This is a genomic window from Kitasatospora sp. NPDC053057 (genome assembly GCF_044546945.1).
Taxonomy (GTDB): Bacteria; Actinomycetota; Actinomycetes; order Streptomycetales; family Streptomycetaceae; genus Kitasatospora.
Genome location: NZ_JBITZP010000011.1, coordinates 48894 through 64183, shown reverse-complemented (window position 1 = coordinate 64183; position 15290 = coordinate 48894). Strand labels below are relative to the sequence as shown.

Sequence of the window (15290 nt, the reverse complement as noted above, 5' to 3'; positions counted from 1 at the left end):
GGAGAGACCCTCCCATGACCGACAACCCCCAACACGACTACGACCCGGGCGATGTGGCCGTCATCGGCATGTCCCTACGGGCGCCCGGAGCCCGCACCAAGGAGCAGTTCTGGGACAACCTCGTCCACGGCCGGGAGTCCATCTCCTTCCTCGCCAAGGACGACATCCACGTCGACGAGACGCTGATCCACAACCCGTTCTACGTCCGGGCCTGCGGCGTGCTCGACACGTACGACAAGTTCGACCCGTCGGTGTTCGGCATCAGCGACCGGATGGCGGCCGCGATGACCCCGGAGAACCGGCTGTTCCTGGAGAGCGCCTGGGAGTCGCTGGAGGACGGCGGCTACGACCCGGACCGGCTCCGCGCCGAGATCGGCATGTACGGCGCCAACAACCCGCAGACCGCCGCACTCTACGGCTCCCCGCCGGACCGGGTGTCGGTCGGCCCCGAGGCGATCGAGGCCAGCCTGGCGTGGTCGCCGGACACCATGACCTCCAACGCCCTGTACTACATGGGCCTCACCGGCGAGGCCGTCACCGTCGCCGCGGTCTGCGCGGGCTTCCACTACGCGGTGCACCTGGCCTGTCAGTCGCTGCTGCTCGGCCAGACCGACATGGCGATCGCCGGCGGCGCGATGGTCCGGCTGCCCCACCCCCGCGGCCACCTCTGGGAGGAGAACCGCGTCCTGTCGAAGGACGGCCACTGCCGGCCGTTCGACGCCAACGGCACCGGCACCGCGCTGTCCAGCGGTGTCGTCACCGTGCTGCTGAAGCCGCTGAACCACGCCGTCGCCGACCGCGACCACATCTACGCCGTGGTCAAGGGCTCGGCCGTCAACAACAACGGGGTCAGCGCGATGGCGTACGGCCTGGCCCAGCCCGAGCGGCTGAGCGCCTGCATCGCGAGCGCCATGGAAGTCGGCGGCGTCGCCCCCGAGACGGTGTCCATGTACGAGGCCAACGGGCTCGGCCTGCCGATGACCGACGAACTCGAAGTGCACGCGGCGAGCATGGCGTTCGGGAAGCAGATCGCGACCACCTCGATCGGCGGGGTCAAGGGCAACGTGGGCCACGGCGGCGTGGTCTCGGGCGGCTTCGGCGCGATCAAGGCCGCGCTGGCCCTGTACCACCGGAAGCTCCCGGCGACGATCAACCTGACCGAGGTCAACCCGGACCTCGACTTCCCCGGCACCCCCTTCGTGCCGCAGCTCGAAGGGGCCGACTGGGAGCCGGAGGCGGGCATCCGCCGGGCCGGCATCACCTCGATCGGCGGCGGCGGCTACAACGCCCACCTGCTGCTGGAGGAGGCGCCGACGGCGGCCGGGCGCGCCCCCGAGGTCGAGGGCCGGCCGCGGCTGGCCACCCTGTCCGCCCTGGACGACGACGCCCTGGCCCGGCAGCGCGCGCGGCTCCGGGACTGGCTGGAGGCGAATCCCGAACTCCGGCTGGACGACGTCTGCTTCAGCCTCAACCTCGGCCGCAGGGTGATGCCCCGCCGCTGGGCGGCCGTGGTCCGCAGCCGCGCCGAGCTGATCGCGGCGCTGTCCGAGGACGTCGCCCGCGGCTCGGCCACCACGACCGCCGCCGCCCCGCGGACCGACGCCGACGCCTTCTCCCGCACCGACCACGGGATCGTGCCGTCCGGCCGGGACGAGCGGGCGCTGTCCGAGCTGGCCGCCGCCTGGGTCACCGGCCGGCAGGTGGACTTCGACGCCCTGCACGTGGGCGAGACCAGCCACCGGGTGCCGCTGCCCACCTACCCGTTCCAGCCCCGCCGGTTCTGGCGTCAGGACTGGTGACCGTGCGCACACCGGCACCGGCACCGGCCACCCTGGACCTGGGCGACCCGGCCACCTTCGCGGGCCACGACCCCGACGGCCCCGGCCTCAACGAGCTGTGGCGCACCCTGCGGGACACCGCCCCGGTGCACTGGAACCCACCCGTCGACGGCCGTCGCGGCTTCTGGGTGCTCTCCCGCCACGACGACATCATGACCACCTACCGGGACGACCTGAACTTCACCTCCGAACGCGGCAACGTCCTTGTCACCCTGCTGGGCGGCGGCGACGCCGGGGCCGGCCGGATGCTCGCCGTCACCGACGGGCACCGGCACCACGAGCTGCGCAAGATCCTCCAGCGGGTGCTCTCGCCGAGGGTGCTCGACGAGGTCGCGCGGACCGTCCGGGCCAACACCCGGCAGTGGATCCGCGAGGCCGTCGAGTCCGGCGGCTGCGACTTCGCGCAGCAGATCGCCGCCCGGATCCCGATGACCACCATCTCCAACCTGCTCGGCGTGCCCGGACAGGACCAGGACTACCTGCTCAGCCTGACCAAGACCGCGCTGTCCGCGGACGACGAGGACGTCGACGAGGTCGACTCCGAGGTGGCCCGCAACGAGATCCTGATGTACTTCATGGACCTCGCCGAGGAACGGCGCGAAACGCCCGGCGACGACGTGATCAGCATGCTGATCGCCAGCTCCGTCGACGGCGTGCCGCTGACCGACGAGGACGTGGTGCTCAACTGCTACAGCCTGATCATCGGGGGCGACGAGACCAGCCGGCTGACGATGATCGACTGCGTCCGCACCCTCGCCGCCCAACCCGGGCAGTGGCGGCGCCTCAAGCAGCGCGAGGTCGCCGTCGACACCGCGGTGGACGAGGTGCTGCGCTGGGCGTCGCCCACCATGCACTTCGGGCGCAGCGTCGTCCGCGAGACCGAACTGCACGGCGTGCGGCTGCGGCCGGGCGAGATCGTCACCCTCTGGCACGCCTCCGGCAACCGGGACGAGCGGGTCTTCGACCGGCCCGAGGTGTTCGACCTGGGCCGGACCCCCAACCGGCACCTCGCCTTCGGCTACGGCCCGCACTTCTGCGTCGGCTCGTACCTGGCCAAGGTGGAGATCGCCGAACTGCTCACCGCCCTGCGGGACTTCACCACCGGGTTCGAGCAGACCGGCGAGGCGCTGCCGATCCGGTCCAACTTCCTGACCGGCTTCTCCACGCTGCCGGTGCGGTTCGAGCCCGATCCCGCCGGGCTGAAGGAGTGACGATGCACATCTACCTGTCAGGGCAGGGCGCGTTCGCGGTGCAGGTCGCGGAGGCGCTGCTGGACGAAGGGCACAAGATCGTCGGCGCGGCCGCCCCCCGGCTGCGCAAGGGCCAGTCCGATGAGGGCAACGCGATGTGCTGGGACCGCCTGCGCTCCTGGGCGTACCCCCGGGACATCCCCTGGACGGACTCGGCCGAACTGCGCGCGCGGCACGTCCCGGACGGGGTGGACATCATCCTCGCCGCGCACTCGCACGCCTTCCTCGGCCGCCAGACCCGCGCCAGGGCCGCCGTCGCGACCATCGGCTACCACCCCAGCCTGCTGCCGCTGCACCGCGGCCGGGACGCGATCCGGTGGACGATCCGCGACGGCGACAAGGTGACCGGCGGGAGCGTCTACCACCTCACCGAGCGCACCGACGGCGGCCCGATCGCCGCCCAGGAGCACCTGTTCGTGCCCCCGGGCTCGACGGCCCGGAGCCTGTGGCGCGACCACCTGGCGCCGCTCGGCGTGCGGCTGCTGCTGAAGGTGGTCACCGACCTCGCCGCCGACCGGCGGATCGAAGTCCCCCAGGACGAGAAGCTGGCCACCTGGGAGCCCGCGATGGGCGCGCCACCGCTGTTCAAGCCCGAGCTGATCGCCCTGCCGGGAACGGCGCGGGTCGACGGCAGCCGGTGGGCGCTGCACGAGGGGTGAGGGGGCCGGACGCGAGCCCGGACGACCTGGAGCCGGACGCCGTCGCCTGATCCGGCGGCACGGCGTGCGGCGCCGGGTTACGGTCGGAGAGCCGGCGTGCCCCGAGCGGATGCCGTGCCCCGGCGGAGGTTCCGTCCGCCGCCCGGTTCGGGCCCGGGCTCTCGGGGCAGCCGCCGGATGTCCCACCCGTTGACACCTCGGAAAGGGAGCGAGCCATGACCACGCGCGACGAGAACGGGACCCGACCGGACGAACCGGCGCAGGAGCGGTCCGCCGAGGAGCGTTCGATCACGGCCCCCACCCCGGCCGACGTCCGGAAGAAGGCCGAGGGACGGGTCGGTGACCGGGAGCGGTCCGCCGAGGAGCGTTCGATCACGGCCCCCACCCCGGCCGACGTCCGGAAGAAGGCCGAGGGCGACGACGACGAGCCGGAGCCGCCCGCAGCGGACGCCGTGGCGCCCTGAGGAGAGCGTTGTCCGCGGGCACGGCGGGTGCATGGGCGGACGGCCGGGGTGGGGGGGGGGGGGGGGGGGGGCGGGGGGGGGGGCGCGGCGGCGCCCGCCCCCCCCCCCCCCCCCCGACCCTGTGTTCGCGGCCCGCCCGGGGCGGGTCAGTAGTAGTGCCGACGTCCGCCGACGGCGTGTCCGGCGGCCCCGGCGACCCAGAGGACCAGGCCGATGACGACCAGGACGACTCCAATGGTCCACAGGATCGGAAGTCCGATGAGGAACCCGACGATGAGCAGGATGACGCCAAGGACGATCACGATGTCCTCCCGGTTGGTGCGGGGACGGCGGTCGGGGAGGCCGGCTACGGCGCGCTCGGCGCCGGAGCCGTCCCCGGGTGGCGGAGCCGTCACTTCTCCGGCCAGGCCCTGAGCCGCGTCTACCGCCGCATCCGCCCGGCAAACCCCCGACCGGCCTCCCGTGTCAGGCGGCCCGGGGCACGGGGTCGCTGGTGAACAGGGCCCGGCGCTCCTCCGCGGTCAGCCCGCCCAGGACGCCGTACGGCTCCCGCACCGCGAGCGCGCGACGGCGGCACTCCACCCGGACCGCGCAGCCGACGCACACCGCCTTCGCCGCCTCCTCCTGTTCCCTGGCAGCGACGCCGTGCTGCTCGGGGGCAGCGAGGGCGGCGAGGAAGGGGATCGCGCCGTCCACGGTGCGGCAGGCGCCCTCCGGCCGGGGGTCCCGCTCGGGGTCCCGCTCGGGGTCCCGGTCGTGCTCGGGCGCTTCGGGCAGGCGGGAGAGGTCGGCCACGGCGGATCCTTCCGGTCGAGGTGGTGCCCCACCTGTCGAAGTGGGGCACCACCCGTCTAACCCCGTCCCGCGCGTTCATGCCCGTCGGCCGCTCCCCGGCGGCGGTGGCGGCCCCCGCGCCGGTAGGCGGCCGGAGGCGCACTCGGCGCCGGGAGGAACAGCCGGGCCGCCTCGCGCCCCAGGTTGACGCCGATGGCGAGGGCCATCGCCGTGGCCGTGGCGCGCCCGAGACCGCTGAGCCCGGTCTCGGGTTCGCCCCGGACGAAGGCGACTAGCCCGAAGTACAGCAGCGATCCGGGCAGCAGCGGCCCCAGGGCGGCGGTGACGAACGGCAGCGCCGAGCTGCCCCGGTAGCGGGCCATGAGCTGACCGGACAGGCCCACCAGCACCGCGGCGAGGCCGGTCGCCATGATCGGCTCCCCGCCGGCGTCGATGAGTACGGCGTACGTCGTCCAGCCGGCCATGCTGTTGACCAGGACGGCCGGCAGCGTGCCCGGCTCGGTGTTGAGCAGCACCGCGAAGGCCAGGGCGAGCAGGATCGCCGCCGCCAGCTGGAGCGGCGGGTTCGACAGCGACGCCGGAACGCTCTGGGCGGCCAGGTCGGCGCCGTTGTTGACGCCGACGTAGAGCACCGACATCACCCCGACGACCACCCCCGCCAGCAGGTACAGCACTTCCAGCAGCCGCGCGGCGGCGGTGAGGTAGAAGCCGGCGAGGCCGTCCTGCACCGCCGCCACCATCGGCCACCCGGGCAGCAGTGCGTACAGCCCGCCGGTGATCACCACCGAGCCGCGCAGGTGCAGCTGGTTGAAGGACATCAGGATGCCGACCACCGCGGCCGGCGTCGCGGCCGTCGCGATCCGGTAGAACTCCGGCAGGTCGTGGCGCCCGACCAGCGCGGCGAGCCGGTTGCCCGCCATGGCCGTGACGACGGCGCCGACGAACACCAGCCAGGCCCGGGCGTCGGCCCGGCCGCCGATCAGCAGCGTCGCGACGCCGGCCAGCAGGCCGGAGGAGAGCGCCAGGGCCCAGGCCGGGTAGTGGCGGCAGTCCCGGCGCACGGCTCTCAGCCGCTGGTGGGCGACGTCCACGGCGAGCCGGCCCGCGGTGATCTCGGTGACCAGCCGGAACAGCGCCGCCAGCCCCGCGTAGTCCCCGGCGGGGTGGTGCACGGAGCGCTCGGACGTCACCGGCGGCCCGCCCGGGCCCTGCTGGTAGGAGATCGCCACCCGGGTGAAGGTGACCTGGGGATCGCAGGGCCGGGCGCCGTACGTCCGGGCGACGGCGAGCATCGCCGCCTCGACGTCCTCCGCGGCCTCGCCGCAGGCCAGCATCAGCTCGCCCACCAGCAGGGCCAGGTCCAGCACGGCGGCCACCTCGGCGGGCCCCGGCTCGTCCGCGCCGGTGCCGGCCCCGCCGTAGTCGCCGATCAGCGGACGGGAGGTGGTCGGGGTGCGCAGCAGCGGCAGCATCAGGTCGGGCCAGCGGACCGTGGCGTCGGCCTCGCTGCCCGCGCTCTCCGCTCCGGCCGCTCCGGCCGCGCCGGTACCGGCCCCGGGCGGCGGTGCCGGGGCTCCGGGCGGTCTTCCGGAGACGGGGTCGGCCCGCTCGGCCTCATCCGGTCGTCCCTGCGGCGGCACGCGTCGGCTCGCCGGACCTGCCGTTTCGGCCCGGGCGCCGAACTCCTCGTGTTCCGGCATCGTCGCTCCCTGCATCACCCCCCACTTGAATACTCATCGCACCCATCCGACTACCCGGTGCCATCGATTCGTGAACGTTCCGCCGGGAGCGCGGCCGGTGCCTGCGCGCCCTCGTGAGGACCGCCGACTTCGGGGCACACGCCCCGGCCCGCCTTCCTGGACTGGGCGCGGGAGACCCTGCTGCCGGCGCTGCGGAGGGCGTCCTGACCGCGTCGCCCCCGCGAGCGCCGGGTCAGACGCCCCGGAGGCGCGAGGCGTCGAACTCGGCCCAGATCGTCTTGCCCAGGGCGTGCGGCTCGGCGCCCCAACGGTCGGCTGTCCGCTGGACGATGAACAGACCGTGGCCGCCGGGCAGGGCGGGGTGGTGCGGTTCGTGTGGCGCGGGCAGGTCCGCGGTGCGGTCGCTGACCTCGATCCGCAGCCGGGCCCCGGTCAGGTCGAGGACCAGTTCGAGCGGGCCGCCGCCGTGCAGCATGGCGTTGCCGACGAGTTCGGCGACCACCAGGACGACGTCCTCGGCGATCCCGCCGCCGGCGCCCTGCTCCGGAGCGGGGGCGCACCAGTCGCCGAGCGCCCCGACGGTGTGGGCCCTGGCGCGGGCGACCGGCTTGGGCAGCCCGACGAGGGGCAACCGCCGCCGCTGGCCGCCGCCGGGCGGCACGAGCCCGGCCCGGTGCGGGTCGCCGTCCAGGGCTCCCCGGCTCATCGTCATGTGAGGGCACCCTTCCGGATCGACGACGCTCTGGCAGCTCGGCTTCCCGGCGGCTCCGGGATTATGCCTACCCCGGCCGCCGCCCGGGAGCGGACGGTGGCCTTCCGCCCCGGCAGCAGACGTTTCCGGTGGTACGGGCCCTGGGGTAGCCTCCGTGGCGGTACTCACCCATCCGGAGCATCGACCGAAGCAGTCCTGCCGGTCGGCCCCGGTTGTGCCCACGACCGGATGCCGGGCCACGGCCCCGCGTTCTACGGAGGCGACGTCCGATGGCTGTCCCGACCACCACCGACGACTCGGAGCACCGCCCGAGAGGCTTGCCGGACTCCGCGCTGGTGAACGAGCCGGAACTCCGGCAGTTGCTGGCGGGTCTCACCGCCGTCCGGGACGGCGACTTCAGCACCAAGCTGCCCGATGACGAGCACGGGCTGCTGGGCGAGATCGCCTCGGTGTTCAACGGGATGGTCGACCAGCTGTCGCACTTCACCTCGGAGGTGACCCGGGTCGCCCGCGAGGTCGGCACCGACGGCCGCCTCGGCGGCCAGGCGCAGGTGCCGGGCGTGTCGGGCACCTGGGCGGACCTCACCGACTCGGTCAACGCGATGGCCGGCAACCTCACCTGGCAGGTGCGCGGCATCGCCCAGGTGACCACGGCGGTGGCCCGCGGCGACCTCACCCAGAAGATCGAGGTCGACGCCCGGGGCGAGATCCTGGAGCTGAAGAACACCGTCAACACGATGGTCGATCAGCTGTCCTCGTTCGCCGGGGAGGTGACCCGGGTCGCCCGCGAGGTCGGCACCGAGGGCCGACTCGGCGGACAGGCCAGGGTCGAGGGCGTCTCGGGGACGTGGCGCGACCTCACCGACTCGGTGAACTCGATGGCCGGCAACCTCACCGGTCAGGTCCGCGCGATCGCCCAGGTGGCCACCGCGGTGGCGCAGGGCGACCTCTCGCAGAAGATCACCGTCACCGCGCGCGGCGAGATCCTGGAGCTGAAGGAGACCATCAACACGATGGTCGACCAGCTGTCCTCGTTCGCCGACGAGGTGACCCGGGTCGCCCGCGAGGTCGGCACCGAGGGCCGACTCGGCGGCCAGGCCAAGGTCGAAGGCGTCTCCGGCACCTGGAAGCGGCTCACCGAGAACGTCAACGAGCTGGCCGGCAACCTCACCCGGCAGGTCCGGGCGATCGCCGAGGTCACCAGCGCCGTCGCGGCCGGCGACCTCACCCGCTCGATCACGGTGGACGCCTCCGGCGAGGTCGCCGACCTCAAGGACAACGTCAACTTCATGGTGGAGTCGCTGCGCGAGACGACCCGCGCCAACGAGGAGCAGGACTGGCGGAAGACCAACCTCGCCCGCTTCTCCGCGCTGATGCAGGGCAGGCGCGACCTCGGGGTGGTCGCCGAGTCCGTGATGGACGAACTCGCGCCGCTGGTCGGCGCGCAGTGCGGCGCCTTCTACCTCGCCGAGGACAGCCGCGACGGAACGATGCTCCAGCTCGTCGGCTCGTACGCCTTCCCCGACGGCGAGCGCCCCACCCGCTTCCGCCTGGGCGAGTCCTTCGTCGGCCAGGCCGCGCGCAGCCGGCGGACCATCTCCGTGGACGCCCTCCCGCCCGGCTACCTGGCCGCCTCCTCCGGCCTCGGCCGCACCGAGTCGCTGTCCCTGATGGTCCTGCCGATCGTCGTCGAGGAGCAGGTCCTCGGCGTCATCGAACTGGCCTCCGTGAAGCCGTTCACCCAGGTCCACCGGGACTTCCTGGACCAGCTGATGGAGACCATCGGCGTCAACGTCAACACCATCATCGCCAACGCCCGGACGGATGAGCTGCTCGGCGAGTCCCAGCGGCTCACCGCCGAACTCCAGGCGCGATCCGCCGAGTTGCAGGCCCGGCAGGAGGAACTCCAGTTCTCCAACGCCGATTTGGAGGACAAGGCGGAGCTGCTGGCCGCGCAGAACCGCGACATCGAGACCAAGAACCTGGAGATCGAACAGGCCCGCCAGGAGCTGGAGGAGCGCGCCCACCAGCTGTCCCTCGCCTCGAAGTACAAGTCGGAGTTCCTGGCCAACATGAGCCACGAACTGCGCACCCCGCTCAACAGCCTGCTGATCCTGGCCCAGTTGCTCGCCCAGAACCCCGCCAGGAACCTGAGCGCCAAGCAGGTCGAGTACGCCGGCATCATCCACTCCGCCGGCTCCGACCTGCTCCAGCTCATCAACGACATCCTCGACCTGTCCAAGGTCGAGGCCGGCAAGATGGACCTGAACATCGACGCGGTGCCGCTGCACACCCTGCTCGACTACGTCGAGGCCACCTTCCGCCCGATGACCGGGCAGAAGAACCTCGCCTTCACCGTACGGACGGCGCACGGGGTGCCGGGCGAACTCCGCACCGACGACTACCGGCTGCGCCAGGTGCTGCGCAACCTGCTCTCCAACGCCGTCAAGTTCACCGAGCACGGCGGGGTCGAACTGCGCATAGAGCCCGCCGTCGAGGCGGAGCTGCCCGACGGCGTCCGGCGCGGCGCGCCGATGCTCGCCTTCCGCGTCACCGACTCCGGCATCGGCATCGCGCCCCAGCACCTGGAGACCGTCTTCGGCGCCTTCCAGCAGGCCGACGGCACCACCAGCCGCAAGTACGGCGGCACCGGCCTGGGGCTGTCCATCAGCCGCGAGATCGCCTACCTGCTCGGCGGCGCGATCACCGTGGAAAGCACCCTGGGGAGGGGCAGCGTCTTCACCCTCTACCTGCCCGTGGAACACTCCCAGATCGCCGCGACCGAGCCCCCGGCGGCGTCCGGGCCCCTGGGCGGCAGCGCCACCCGGCCCGTCACGGCCCAGGCCCACGGCCCCGCGGACCACGCCTCCCCCGGGCGCCCGCGCCGCCTCCTGGTGGTGGAGGGCCGTCCCAACGGCCTGCTCACCCTGGTGGCGGAGAACGCCGTCGCCGACCTCGCCCGCTACTCCGGCGGGCACCGACAGGTCGAGATCGTCACCGCCGTCGGCGCCCAGGAGGCCGCCAGCGCCCTCGCCACCGCCCCCTGCCACTGCGTCGTCCTGGAACTGGACCTGCCGGACGGAACGGCCTCGACGCTGCTCTCCCAGATGGCGGGCGACCCGGCCCTGCACACCGTCCCGGTGCTGGCGCACAACAACAACCGGGGCCTCACCGCGGAACAGGCGGATGTCGTCGGCAGGCCGGGCGAGCGACCGCTGGAGTTCCTCGCCAGCCTCGACGAGCTGCGCGAGCGGATCGCCCTCCACATGAGCGCCGACCACCCCGGTGGCGCCCTGCCGCCGGCGCGCGAGGCGGACCGCGTCCCCGCCTGGAGCCCCGACGCCGGACCGGCGCTCTCCGGCCGGACCGCGCTGGTGGTCGACGACGACGACCGCAACCTGTACGCGATCACCAGCATCCTGGAACTCCACGGCATGCGGGTCCTCCAGGCCGAGAACGGGCGCACCGCGCTGGAGTCGCTGACCTCCCACCCGGACATCGACGTCATCCTGATGGACGTGATGATGCCCGAGATGGACGGGTACACGGCCACCGCGGCGATCCGCGCCATGCCCGAGCACGAGGGACTGCCGATCATCGCCGTGACCGCCAAGGCGATGATCGGCGACCGGGAGAAGAGCCTGGCGGCGGGAGCGAGCGACTACATCACCAAGCCGGTCGACGCCGACGAGGTGATCAACCGGATCACCCACCACCTCACCCGGTGACCGCCGACCGGAACCGCAGTTCACACCCAGGAGCCATGAGCGTGCAGCACCCCCAGGAGCGACCCGCCACGGGCCCCACCCCGGCGGCCGAAGCGGGCGCCGGAATCCCCAGGATCGGCGCCCAGCGGACCCCGGCCGACGCCCGGTCACCGGCCGGCCAGGAACCGGACCGCACGGCGACGGCGGTCGGCCGGCTCGCCAGCACGGTGGAACGGCTCCGGCAGGAACTGGACCAGGCCCAGGCCGACTCGGCGGGCCGCGCCGTGATCGAGCTGGCCGCCGGCGTGCTGGTGGAGCGCCTGCGGTGCGGCCCCACCGAGGCGGTCCGGCAGCTGGAGGGCCTCTCCGAGCAGGCGGGGGTGACGACCCTGGCGCTGGCCGCCGACCTGGTCAACCAGGTCGCGGCGGACCGGATCTCCGCGCTCGCCCGCGAGTTCGTCGCCGGTGCGGCGGTCCGGCCCGCGGCTCCGGTCGCCGTCCGGCTGCGCAGCATCGAGGCGGACACCCTCGCGGGCGGTGACGCCGCGACGGCGGCGCGTTCCATACTGGAGCACGCCCTGCGGCCGCTCGGCGTGGCCGCGGTGGCCGTCTGGGCGGCCCACCCCGACCTCTCCCTGTCGCTGGCGGGAAGCGCCGGCTTCCAGCAGGAGGAGGCCCGCCGCTGGCGTCACGTCCCGCCGGGCGTCCCCACACCGGCCCGCCGGGCCCTGGACGAACGCGCGACCGTCGCCTACCACACCCTCGCCGACGCCTCGCTCCCCTCCATCGGCCAGCACGAGATCCACGGCGGCCGGCTGGCCGTACCGGCCGGCGTCGGCGGCCGGCTGATCGGTGTCCTGGAGATCTGCTGGCGCGAGGAACTGCCCGAGCGCTCCCAGCCCCTGCAACGGCAGTTCGAGGCGCTCGCGGAGGTGGTGGCCGCCACCCTGGAGTCCTGGGACGACCGGGAGTTCTCCGCCACCGACCCCGCCGACGCGCAGTTCGACGAGCTGCGGCAGCTGACGGACGGTCTGCTCGACCCCTGTCTGGTCCTGCGGGTGGCACCGGACGACGTCGAGCTGCCGCCGCGGTTCGTGATCCGGCACGTCAACCCCTCCTTCGTCGACTTCGCCGGCCGGCCCACCGGCGCCATCGTCGGCACCCGCCTGCTGGAGGCGTACCCGCTGGCGGCCGAGCCGGGCGGCCTGGCCGAGAAGGTCGAGCACGTCTTCGCCACCGGAGAACCCTTCCGGACCCAGGACATGCGGCTCGCCGCGCTGGTCGACGGCGTGCCGCTGACCACCCGGGCCCAGGTGAGCATCAGCCGGCACGGCACCCACCTGGTAGTCGTCTGGCGGCTCGACGACGGCACCCCGCGGGTCGCCCGCCTGCTCCAGCACGCGCAGCGCCTGGGCCGGATCGGCGGCTTCGAGGAGAACCTGCGCACACGCCAGATCGCCTGGAACGACACCCTGTTCGAGCTGCACGGCCTGGCCCCCACCGCGCAGCCGATCGCCCTCGACCAGCTGGCCGAGCACGCCCACCCGGACGACCGGCACACCATCGGCCGGTTCCTGCGCACCCTCCTGCACCACCGGCGTCCGGCCTCCACCGCCTTCCGGCTCCAGCGCCCCGACGGGGTCACCCGGCACATCCGCGTCGTGGCGGAGCCGGTGCACGATCCCGACGACGGGCCGCCCGTCATCCGCGGCGCCTACCAGGACATCTCCGCCCAGCACTGGACGGAGGTCGCGCTGGCCGCCACCCGCGACCAACTGGCCCAGAGCGAGCAGCAGGCCGCCGAGCGCAGCCGCCTCGCCCTCCAGCTCCAGCAGGCCATCATGCCGCCCGCCCGGGGGCCGCTGGACCTGCACGACCTCCAGGTCGCCGTGCGCTACCGCCCGGCCGAGAAGGACCACCTGGTCGGCGGCGACTGGTACGACGCCCTCGCCCTCCCGACCGGCGACGTGCTGCTGTGCGTGGGCGACGTCGCCGGGCACGGCATCGAGGCCGCCACCGGCATGGTCGCGCTGCGCAACGCCCTGCGCGGCCTGGCCGCCACCGGTGCCGGGCCCGCCCAGTTGCTGAGCTGGCTCAACAGCGTGACCCACCACCTCACCGACAACGTCACCGCCACGGCGGTCTGCGGTCTCTACGAGCCCGCCACGCGCCGGCTGCGCTGGGCCCGCGCGGGCCACCCGCCGCCGGTCCTGCTGCGGGACGGCCGGGCGAGGACCCTCCCACAGGTCGGCGGCATCCTGCTCGGCGCCCTGGACCAAGCGGACTACCAGGAGGACGAGTTCGTCCTCCGCACCGGCGACACGCTGGTGATGTACACCGACGGACTGATCGAGCGCCGGGACGAATCCCTCCAGGCCTCGCTGAGCAACCTCATGACCCTCGTGGAGCGGGCCCACCACAGGTCGGCCACCGGCACGGACGGTCTCGAAGGACAGCTGGACCATCTGCTGCAGTACAGCAGCGCCGACACGGACGACGACACCTGTCTGGTCGGGGTGGCCGTCCGCTGAACCGGCCCGGCCCGCGGCCGACTAGGCTCTGACGGATGCGTCCACTTGCCGAGAACGAGATCCGTGAATCCTTCGTCAACTGCTCGAAGGGAGAGGCGCGCAGGCTCAGCGTTCCCCGCAACCTGTCCGAACTCCCGTGGGGCGACCTGGACTTCCTGGGCTGGCGGGATCCGGGCGCGCCGGACCGCGGCTACCTGGTCGCCGCGCGGGGCGAGGGCCTGGTGGGGATCACGCTCCGCGCGCCGAACGTCCGGCGCAGCCTGACCAAGACCAACGTCTGCTCGCTGTGCATCACCATCCACGGCGGCAGCGGGGTGGCGCTGCTCTCCGCCCGGCGGGCCGGCGCCGCCGGGCGCGAGGGGAACACCGTCGGCACCTACATCTGCGCGGACCTGGGCTGCTCGCTGTACGTGCGCGGCAAGCGCCGGTCGGCCTCGGTGAGCCGGCCGGAGGAGTCCCTGACACTGGAGGAGCAGGTCTCCCGTACGGTCGCCAACCTGGACGCGTTCGTGGCGCAGGTGCTGCGGGCGGCGTGACCCGCCGCCCGCGGCACCCCGGCGGCCGGTTCAGCCGGCCGTCGGGCCCTCCTTGAGCACCCGGGCCACGATGCCGACGGCGGCCGCCACGTCCTCGGCGCTCACCCCGTTGTGGACGACCGCGCGGATCCGGCCGTGGCCGAACTCGGTGACCGCCAGGCCGTGTTGCTCCACCGAGGTCAGGAAGGTGCGCCAGCTGAAGCGCTCGTCGGTGACCTTGAAGATCACGATGTTGGTCTCGACGGTGTCGAGGTCCAGCTCCACGCCGGGGATCAGCGCCAGCCCCTCGGCCAGCCGCCGGGCGTTGGCGTGGTCCTCGGCGAGCCGGTCCCGGGTGTCCAGCGCGACCAGGGCGGCGGCCGCCAGCAGGCCGACCTGGCGCATCCCGCCGCCGAGCATCTTGCGCAGCCGGCGGACCTTCTCGACGAACTCCGCGCTGCCGGCCACCATCGAGCCGACCGGCGCGCCGAGGCCCTTGGAGAGGCAGAACTGCACCGAGTCGACGTGCGCGGTGATCTCCGCGACCTCGACCCCGGCGGCGATCGCCGCGTTGACCACCCGGGCGCCGTCCAGGTGCACCGCGACGCCGCGTTCGTCCGCGAAGCGGCGCACCTCGGCCAGGTAGTCGAGCGGCAGCACCGCGCCGCCGCAGCGGTTGTGGGTGTTCTCCAGGCAGATCAGCGAGGGCAGCGCGAACTGCGGGTCGTCCGGGTAGGCGGGGAAGGCGGCGGCGAGGTCGGCCAGCGCGATCGTGCCGTCGGGCCGGTTCGGCACCGGCTCGTAGACGACCCCGCCGCAGACCGAGGCGCCGCCCGCCTCGTACAGCCAGATGTCGCTCTCGGTGCCGACCACGGCCTTGGTGCCGCGCGGGGCGTGGGCCATGATCGAGGCCAGGTTGGCCATGGTGCCGCTGGGGAAGAAGCAGGCCGCCTCCTTACCGGTCAGTTCGGCGGAGCGGCGTTCGAGCTCGTTGACCGTCGGGTCTTCGCCGTAGACGTCGTCGCCGAGCTCCGCCTCGGTCATCGCGGTGAGCATCTCGGGCGTGGGCAGTGTGAAGGTGTCACTGCGCATCTCGATCACGGCAGGAAGGTCCTCTCG

The 15290-nt window shown here is 73.5% G+C and carries 12 protein-coding genes; 7 read left to right on the top strand and 5 right to left on the bottom strand.

What is annotated here, in order from left to right; translation table 11 throughout:
• Positions 1 to 14 precede the first annotated feature (14 nt).
• The 4 genes from ACIG5E_RS14640 (at position 15) to ACIG5E_RS14625 (ending at position 4211) form a co-directional block, all read left to right on the top strand.
• Positions 15 to 1799, top strand: coding sequence for a beta-ketoacyl synthase N-terminal-like domain-containing protein (locus ACIG5E_RS14640; RefSeq protein WP_396533761.1), 1785 nt, complete (start codon positions 15 to 17; stop codon positions 1797 to 1799).
• Positions 1796 to 3049, top strand: a complete 1254-nt coding sequence (locus ACIG5E_RS14635; RefSeq protein WP_396533760.1) for a cytochrome P450 — start codon at positions 1796 to 1798, stop codon at positions 3047 to 3049. Before ACIG5E_RS14640 ends, ACIG5E_RS14635 begins: the two co-directional genes overlap by 4 nt.
• Before the next feature lie 2 nt (positions 3050 to 3051).
• A complete protein-coding gene (locus tag ACIG5E_RS14630) occupies positions 3052 to 3747 on the top strand; it encodes a formyltransferase family protein (RefSeq protein ID WP_396533759.1) in 696 nt (231 codons plus the stop codon).
• Between the two features lie 215 nt (positions 3748 to 3962).
• Complete coding sequence (locus ACIG5E_RS14625) at positions 3963 to 4211, top strand: hypothetical protein (RefSeq protein WP_396533758.1); 249 nt, start codon at positions 3963 to 3965, stop codon at positions 4209 to 4211.
• A 146-nt stretch (positions 4212 to 4357) separates the two neighbouring features.
• On the opposite strand, the gene ACIG5E_RS14620 is transcribed toward ACIG5E_RS14625, so the two are convergent.
• From ACIG5E_RS14620 to ACIG5E_RS14605, 4 genes are all read right to left on the bottom strand, one after another.
• Complete coding sequence (locus ACIG5E_RS14620) at positions 4358 to 4513, bottom strand: DUF6131 family protein (RefSeq protein ID WP_396533855.1); 156 nt, start codon at positions 4511 to 4513, stop codon at positions 4358 to 4360.
• Between the two features lie 163 nt (positions 4514 to 4676).
• Positions 4677 to 5006 carry a WhiB family transcriptional regulator gene (locus tag ACIG5E_RS14615; RefSeq protein WP_396533757.1) on the bottom strand — a complete coding sequence of 110 codons (330 nt, stop codon included), beginning with the start codon at positions 5004 to 5006 and terminating at the stop codon, positions 4677 to 4679.
• 56 nt (positions 5007 to 5062) lie between these two features.
• Positions 5063 to 6706, bottom strand: a complete 1644-nt coding sequence (locus ACIG5E_RS14610; RefSeq protein WP_396533756.1) for a threonine/serine exporter ThrE family protein — start codon at positions 6704 to 6706, stop codon at positions 5063 to 5065.
• Positions 6707 to 6938: 232 nt separating this feature from the next.
• A complete protein-coding gene (locus ACIG5E_RS14605) occupies positions 6939 to 7418 on the bottom strand; it encodes an ATP-binding protein (RefSeq protein WP_396533755.1) in 480 nt (159 codons plus the stop codon).
• 269 nt (positions 7419 to 7687) lie between these two features.
• On the opposite strand from ACIG5E_RS14605, the gene ACIG5E_RS14600 reads away from it, so the two are divergent.
• The 3 genes from ACIG5E_RS14600 to ACIG5E_RS14590 are packed head-to-tail and all read left to right on the top strand — an operon-like array spanning position 7688 to position 14192.
• Positions 7688 to 11146 (top strand): HAMP domain-containing protein, encoded by a 3459-nt coding sequence (locus ACIG5E_RS14600; RefSeq protein ID WP_396533754.1) that lies wholly within the window; start codon positions 7688 to 7690, stop codon positions 11144 to 11146.
• A 35-nt stretch (positions 11147 to 11181) separates the two neighbouring features.
• Positions 11182 to 13656, top strand: coding sequence for a SpoIIE family protein phosphatase (locus tag ACIG5E_RS14595; RefSeq protein ID WP_396533753.1), 2475 nt, complete (start codon positions 11182 to 11184; stop codon positions 13654 to 13656).
• A 35-nt stretch (positions 13657 to 13691) separates the two neighbouring features.
• Positions 13692 to 14192 carry an FBP domain-containing protein gene (locus ACIG5E_RS14590; protein WP_396533752.1) on the top strand — a complete coding sequence of 167 codons (501 nt, stop codon included), beginning with the start codon at positions 13692 to 13694 and terminating at the stop codon, positions 14190 to 14192.
• A 30-nt stretch (positions 14193 to 14222) separates the two neighbouring features.
• Here ACIG5E_RS14590 and ACIG5E_RS14585 read toward each other — a convergent pair whose 3' ends face one another.
• Entirely contained in the window at positions 14223 to 15263 is a 1041-nt protein-coding gene (locus tag ACIG5E_RS14585; protein WP_396533854.1) for a GntG family PLP-dependent aldolase, read from the bottom strand.
• Positions 15264 to 15290: the final 27 nt, after the last annotated feature.

What these genes read in the sequence shown, in the direction of transcription:
- ACIG5E_RS14640 (WP_396533761.1), top strand. Translation starts at nt 15, where the DNA reads ATGACCGACAACCCCCAACACGACTACGACCCGGGCGATGTGGCCGTC.
- ACIG5E_RS14585 (WP_396533854.1), bottom strand. Translation starts at nt 15,263, where the DNA reads ATGCGCAGTGACACCTTCACACTGCCCACGCCCGAGATGCTCACCGCG.
- ACIG5E_RS14605 (WP_396533755.1), bottom strand. Translation starts at nt 7,418, where the DNA reads ATGACGATGAGCCGGGGAGCCCTGGACGGCGACCCGCACCGGGCCGGG.
- ACIG5E_RS14590 (WP_396533752.1), top strand. Translation starts at nt 13,692, where the DNA reads ATGCGTCCACTTGCCGAGAACGAGATCCGTGAATCCTTCGTCAACTGC.
- ACIG5E_RS14625 (WP_396533758.1), top strand. Translation starts at nt 3,963, where the DNA reads ATGACCACGCGCGACGAGAACGGGACCCGACCGGACGAACCGGCGCAG.
- ACIG5E_RS14600 (WP_396533754.1), top strand. Translation starts at nt 7,688, where the DNA reads ATGGCTGTCCCGACCACCACCGACGACTCGGAGCACCGCCCGAGAGGC.
- ACIG5E_RS14630 (WP_396533759.1), top strand. Translation starts at nt 3,052, where the DNA reads ATGCACATCTACCTGTCAGGGCAGGGCGCGTTCGCGGTGCAGGTCGCG.
- ACIG5E_RS14595 (WP_396533753.1), top strand. Translation starts at nt 11,182, where the DNA reads ATGAGCGTGCAGCACCCCCAGGAGCGACCCGCCACGGGCCCCACCCCG.
- ACIG5E_RS14610 (WP_396533756.1), bottom strand. Translation starts at nt 6,706, where the DNA reads ATGCCGGAACACGAGGAGTTCGGCGCCCGGGCCGAAACGGCAGGTCCG.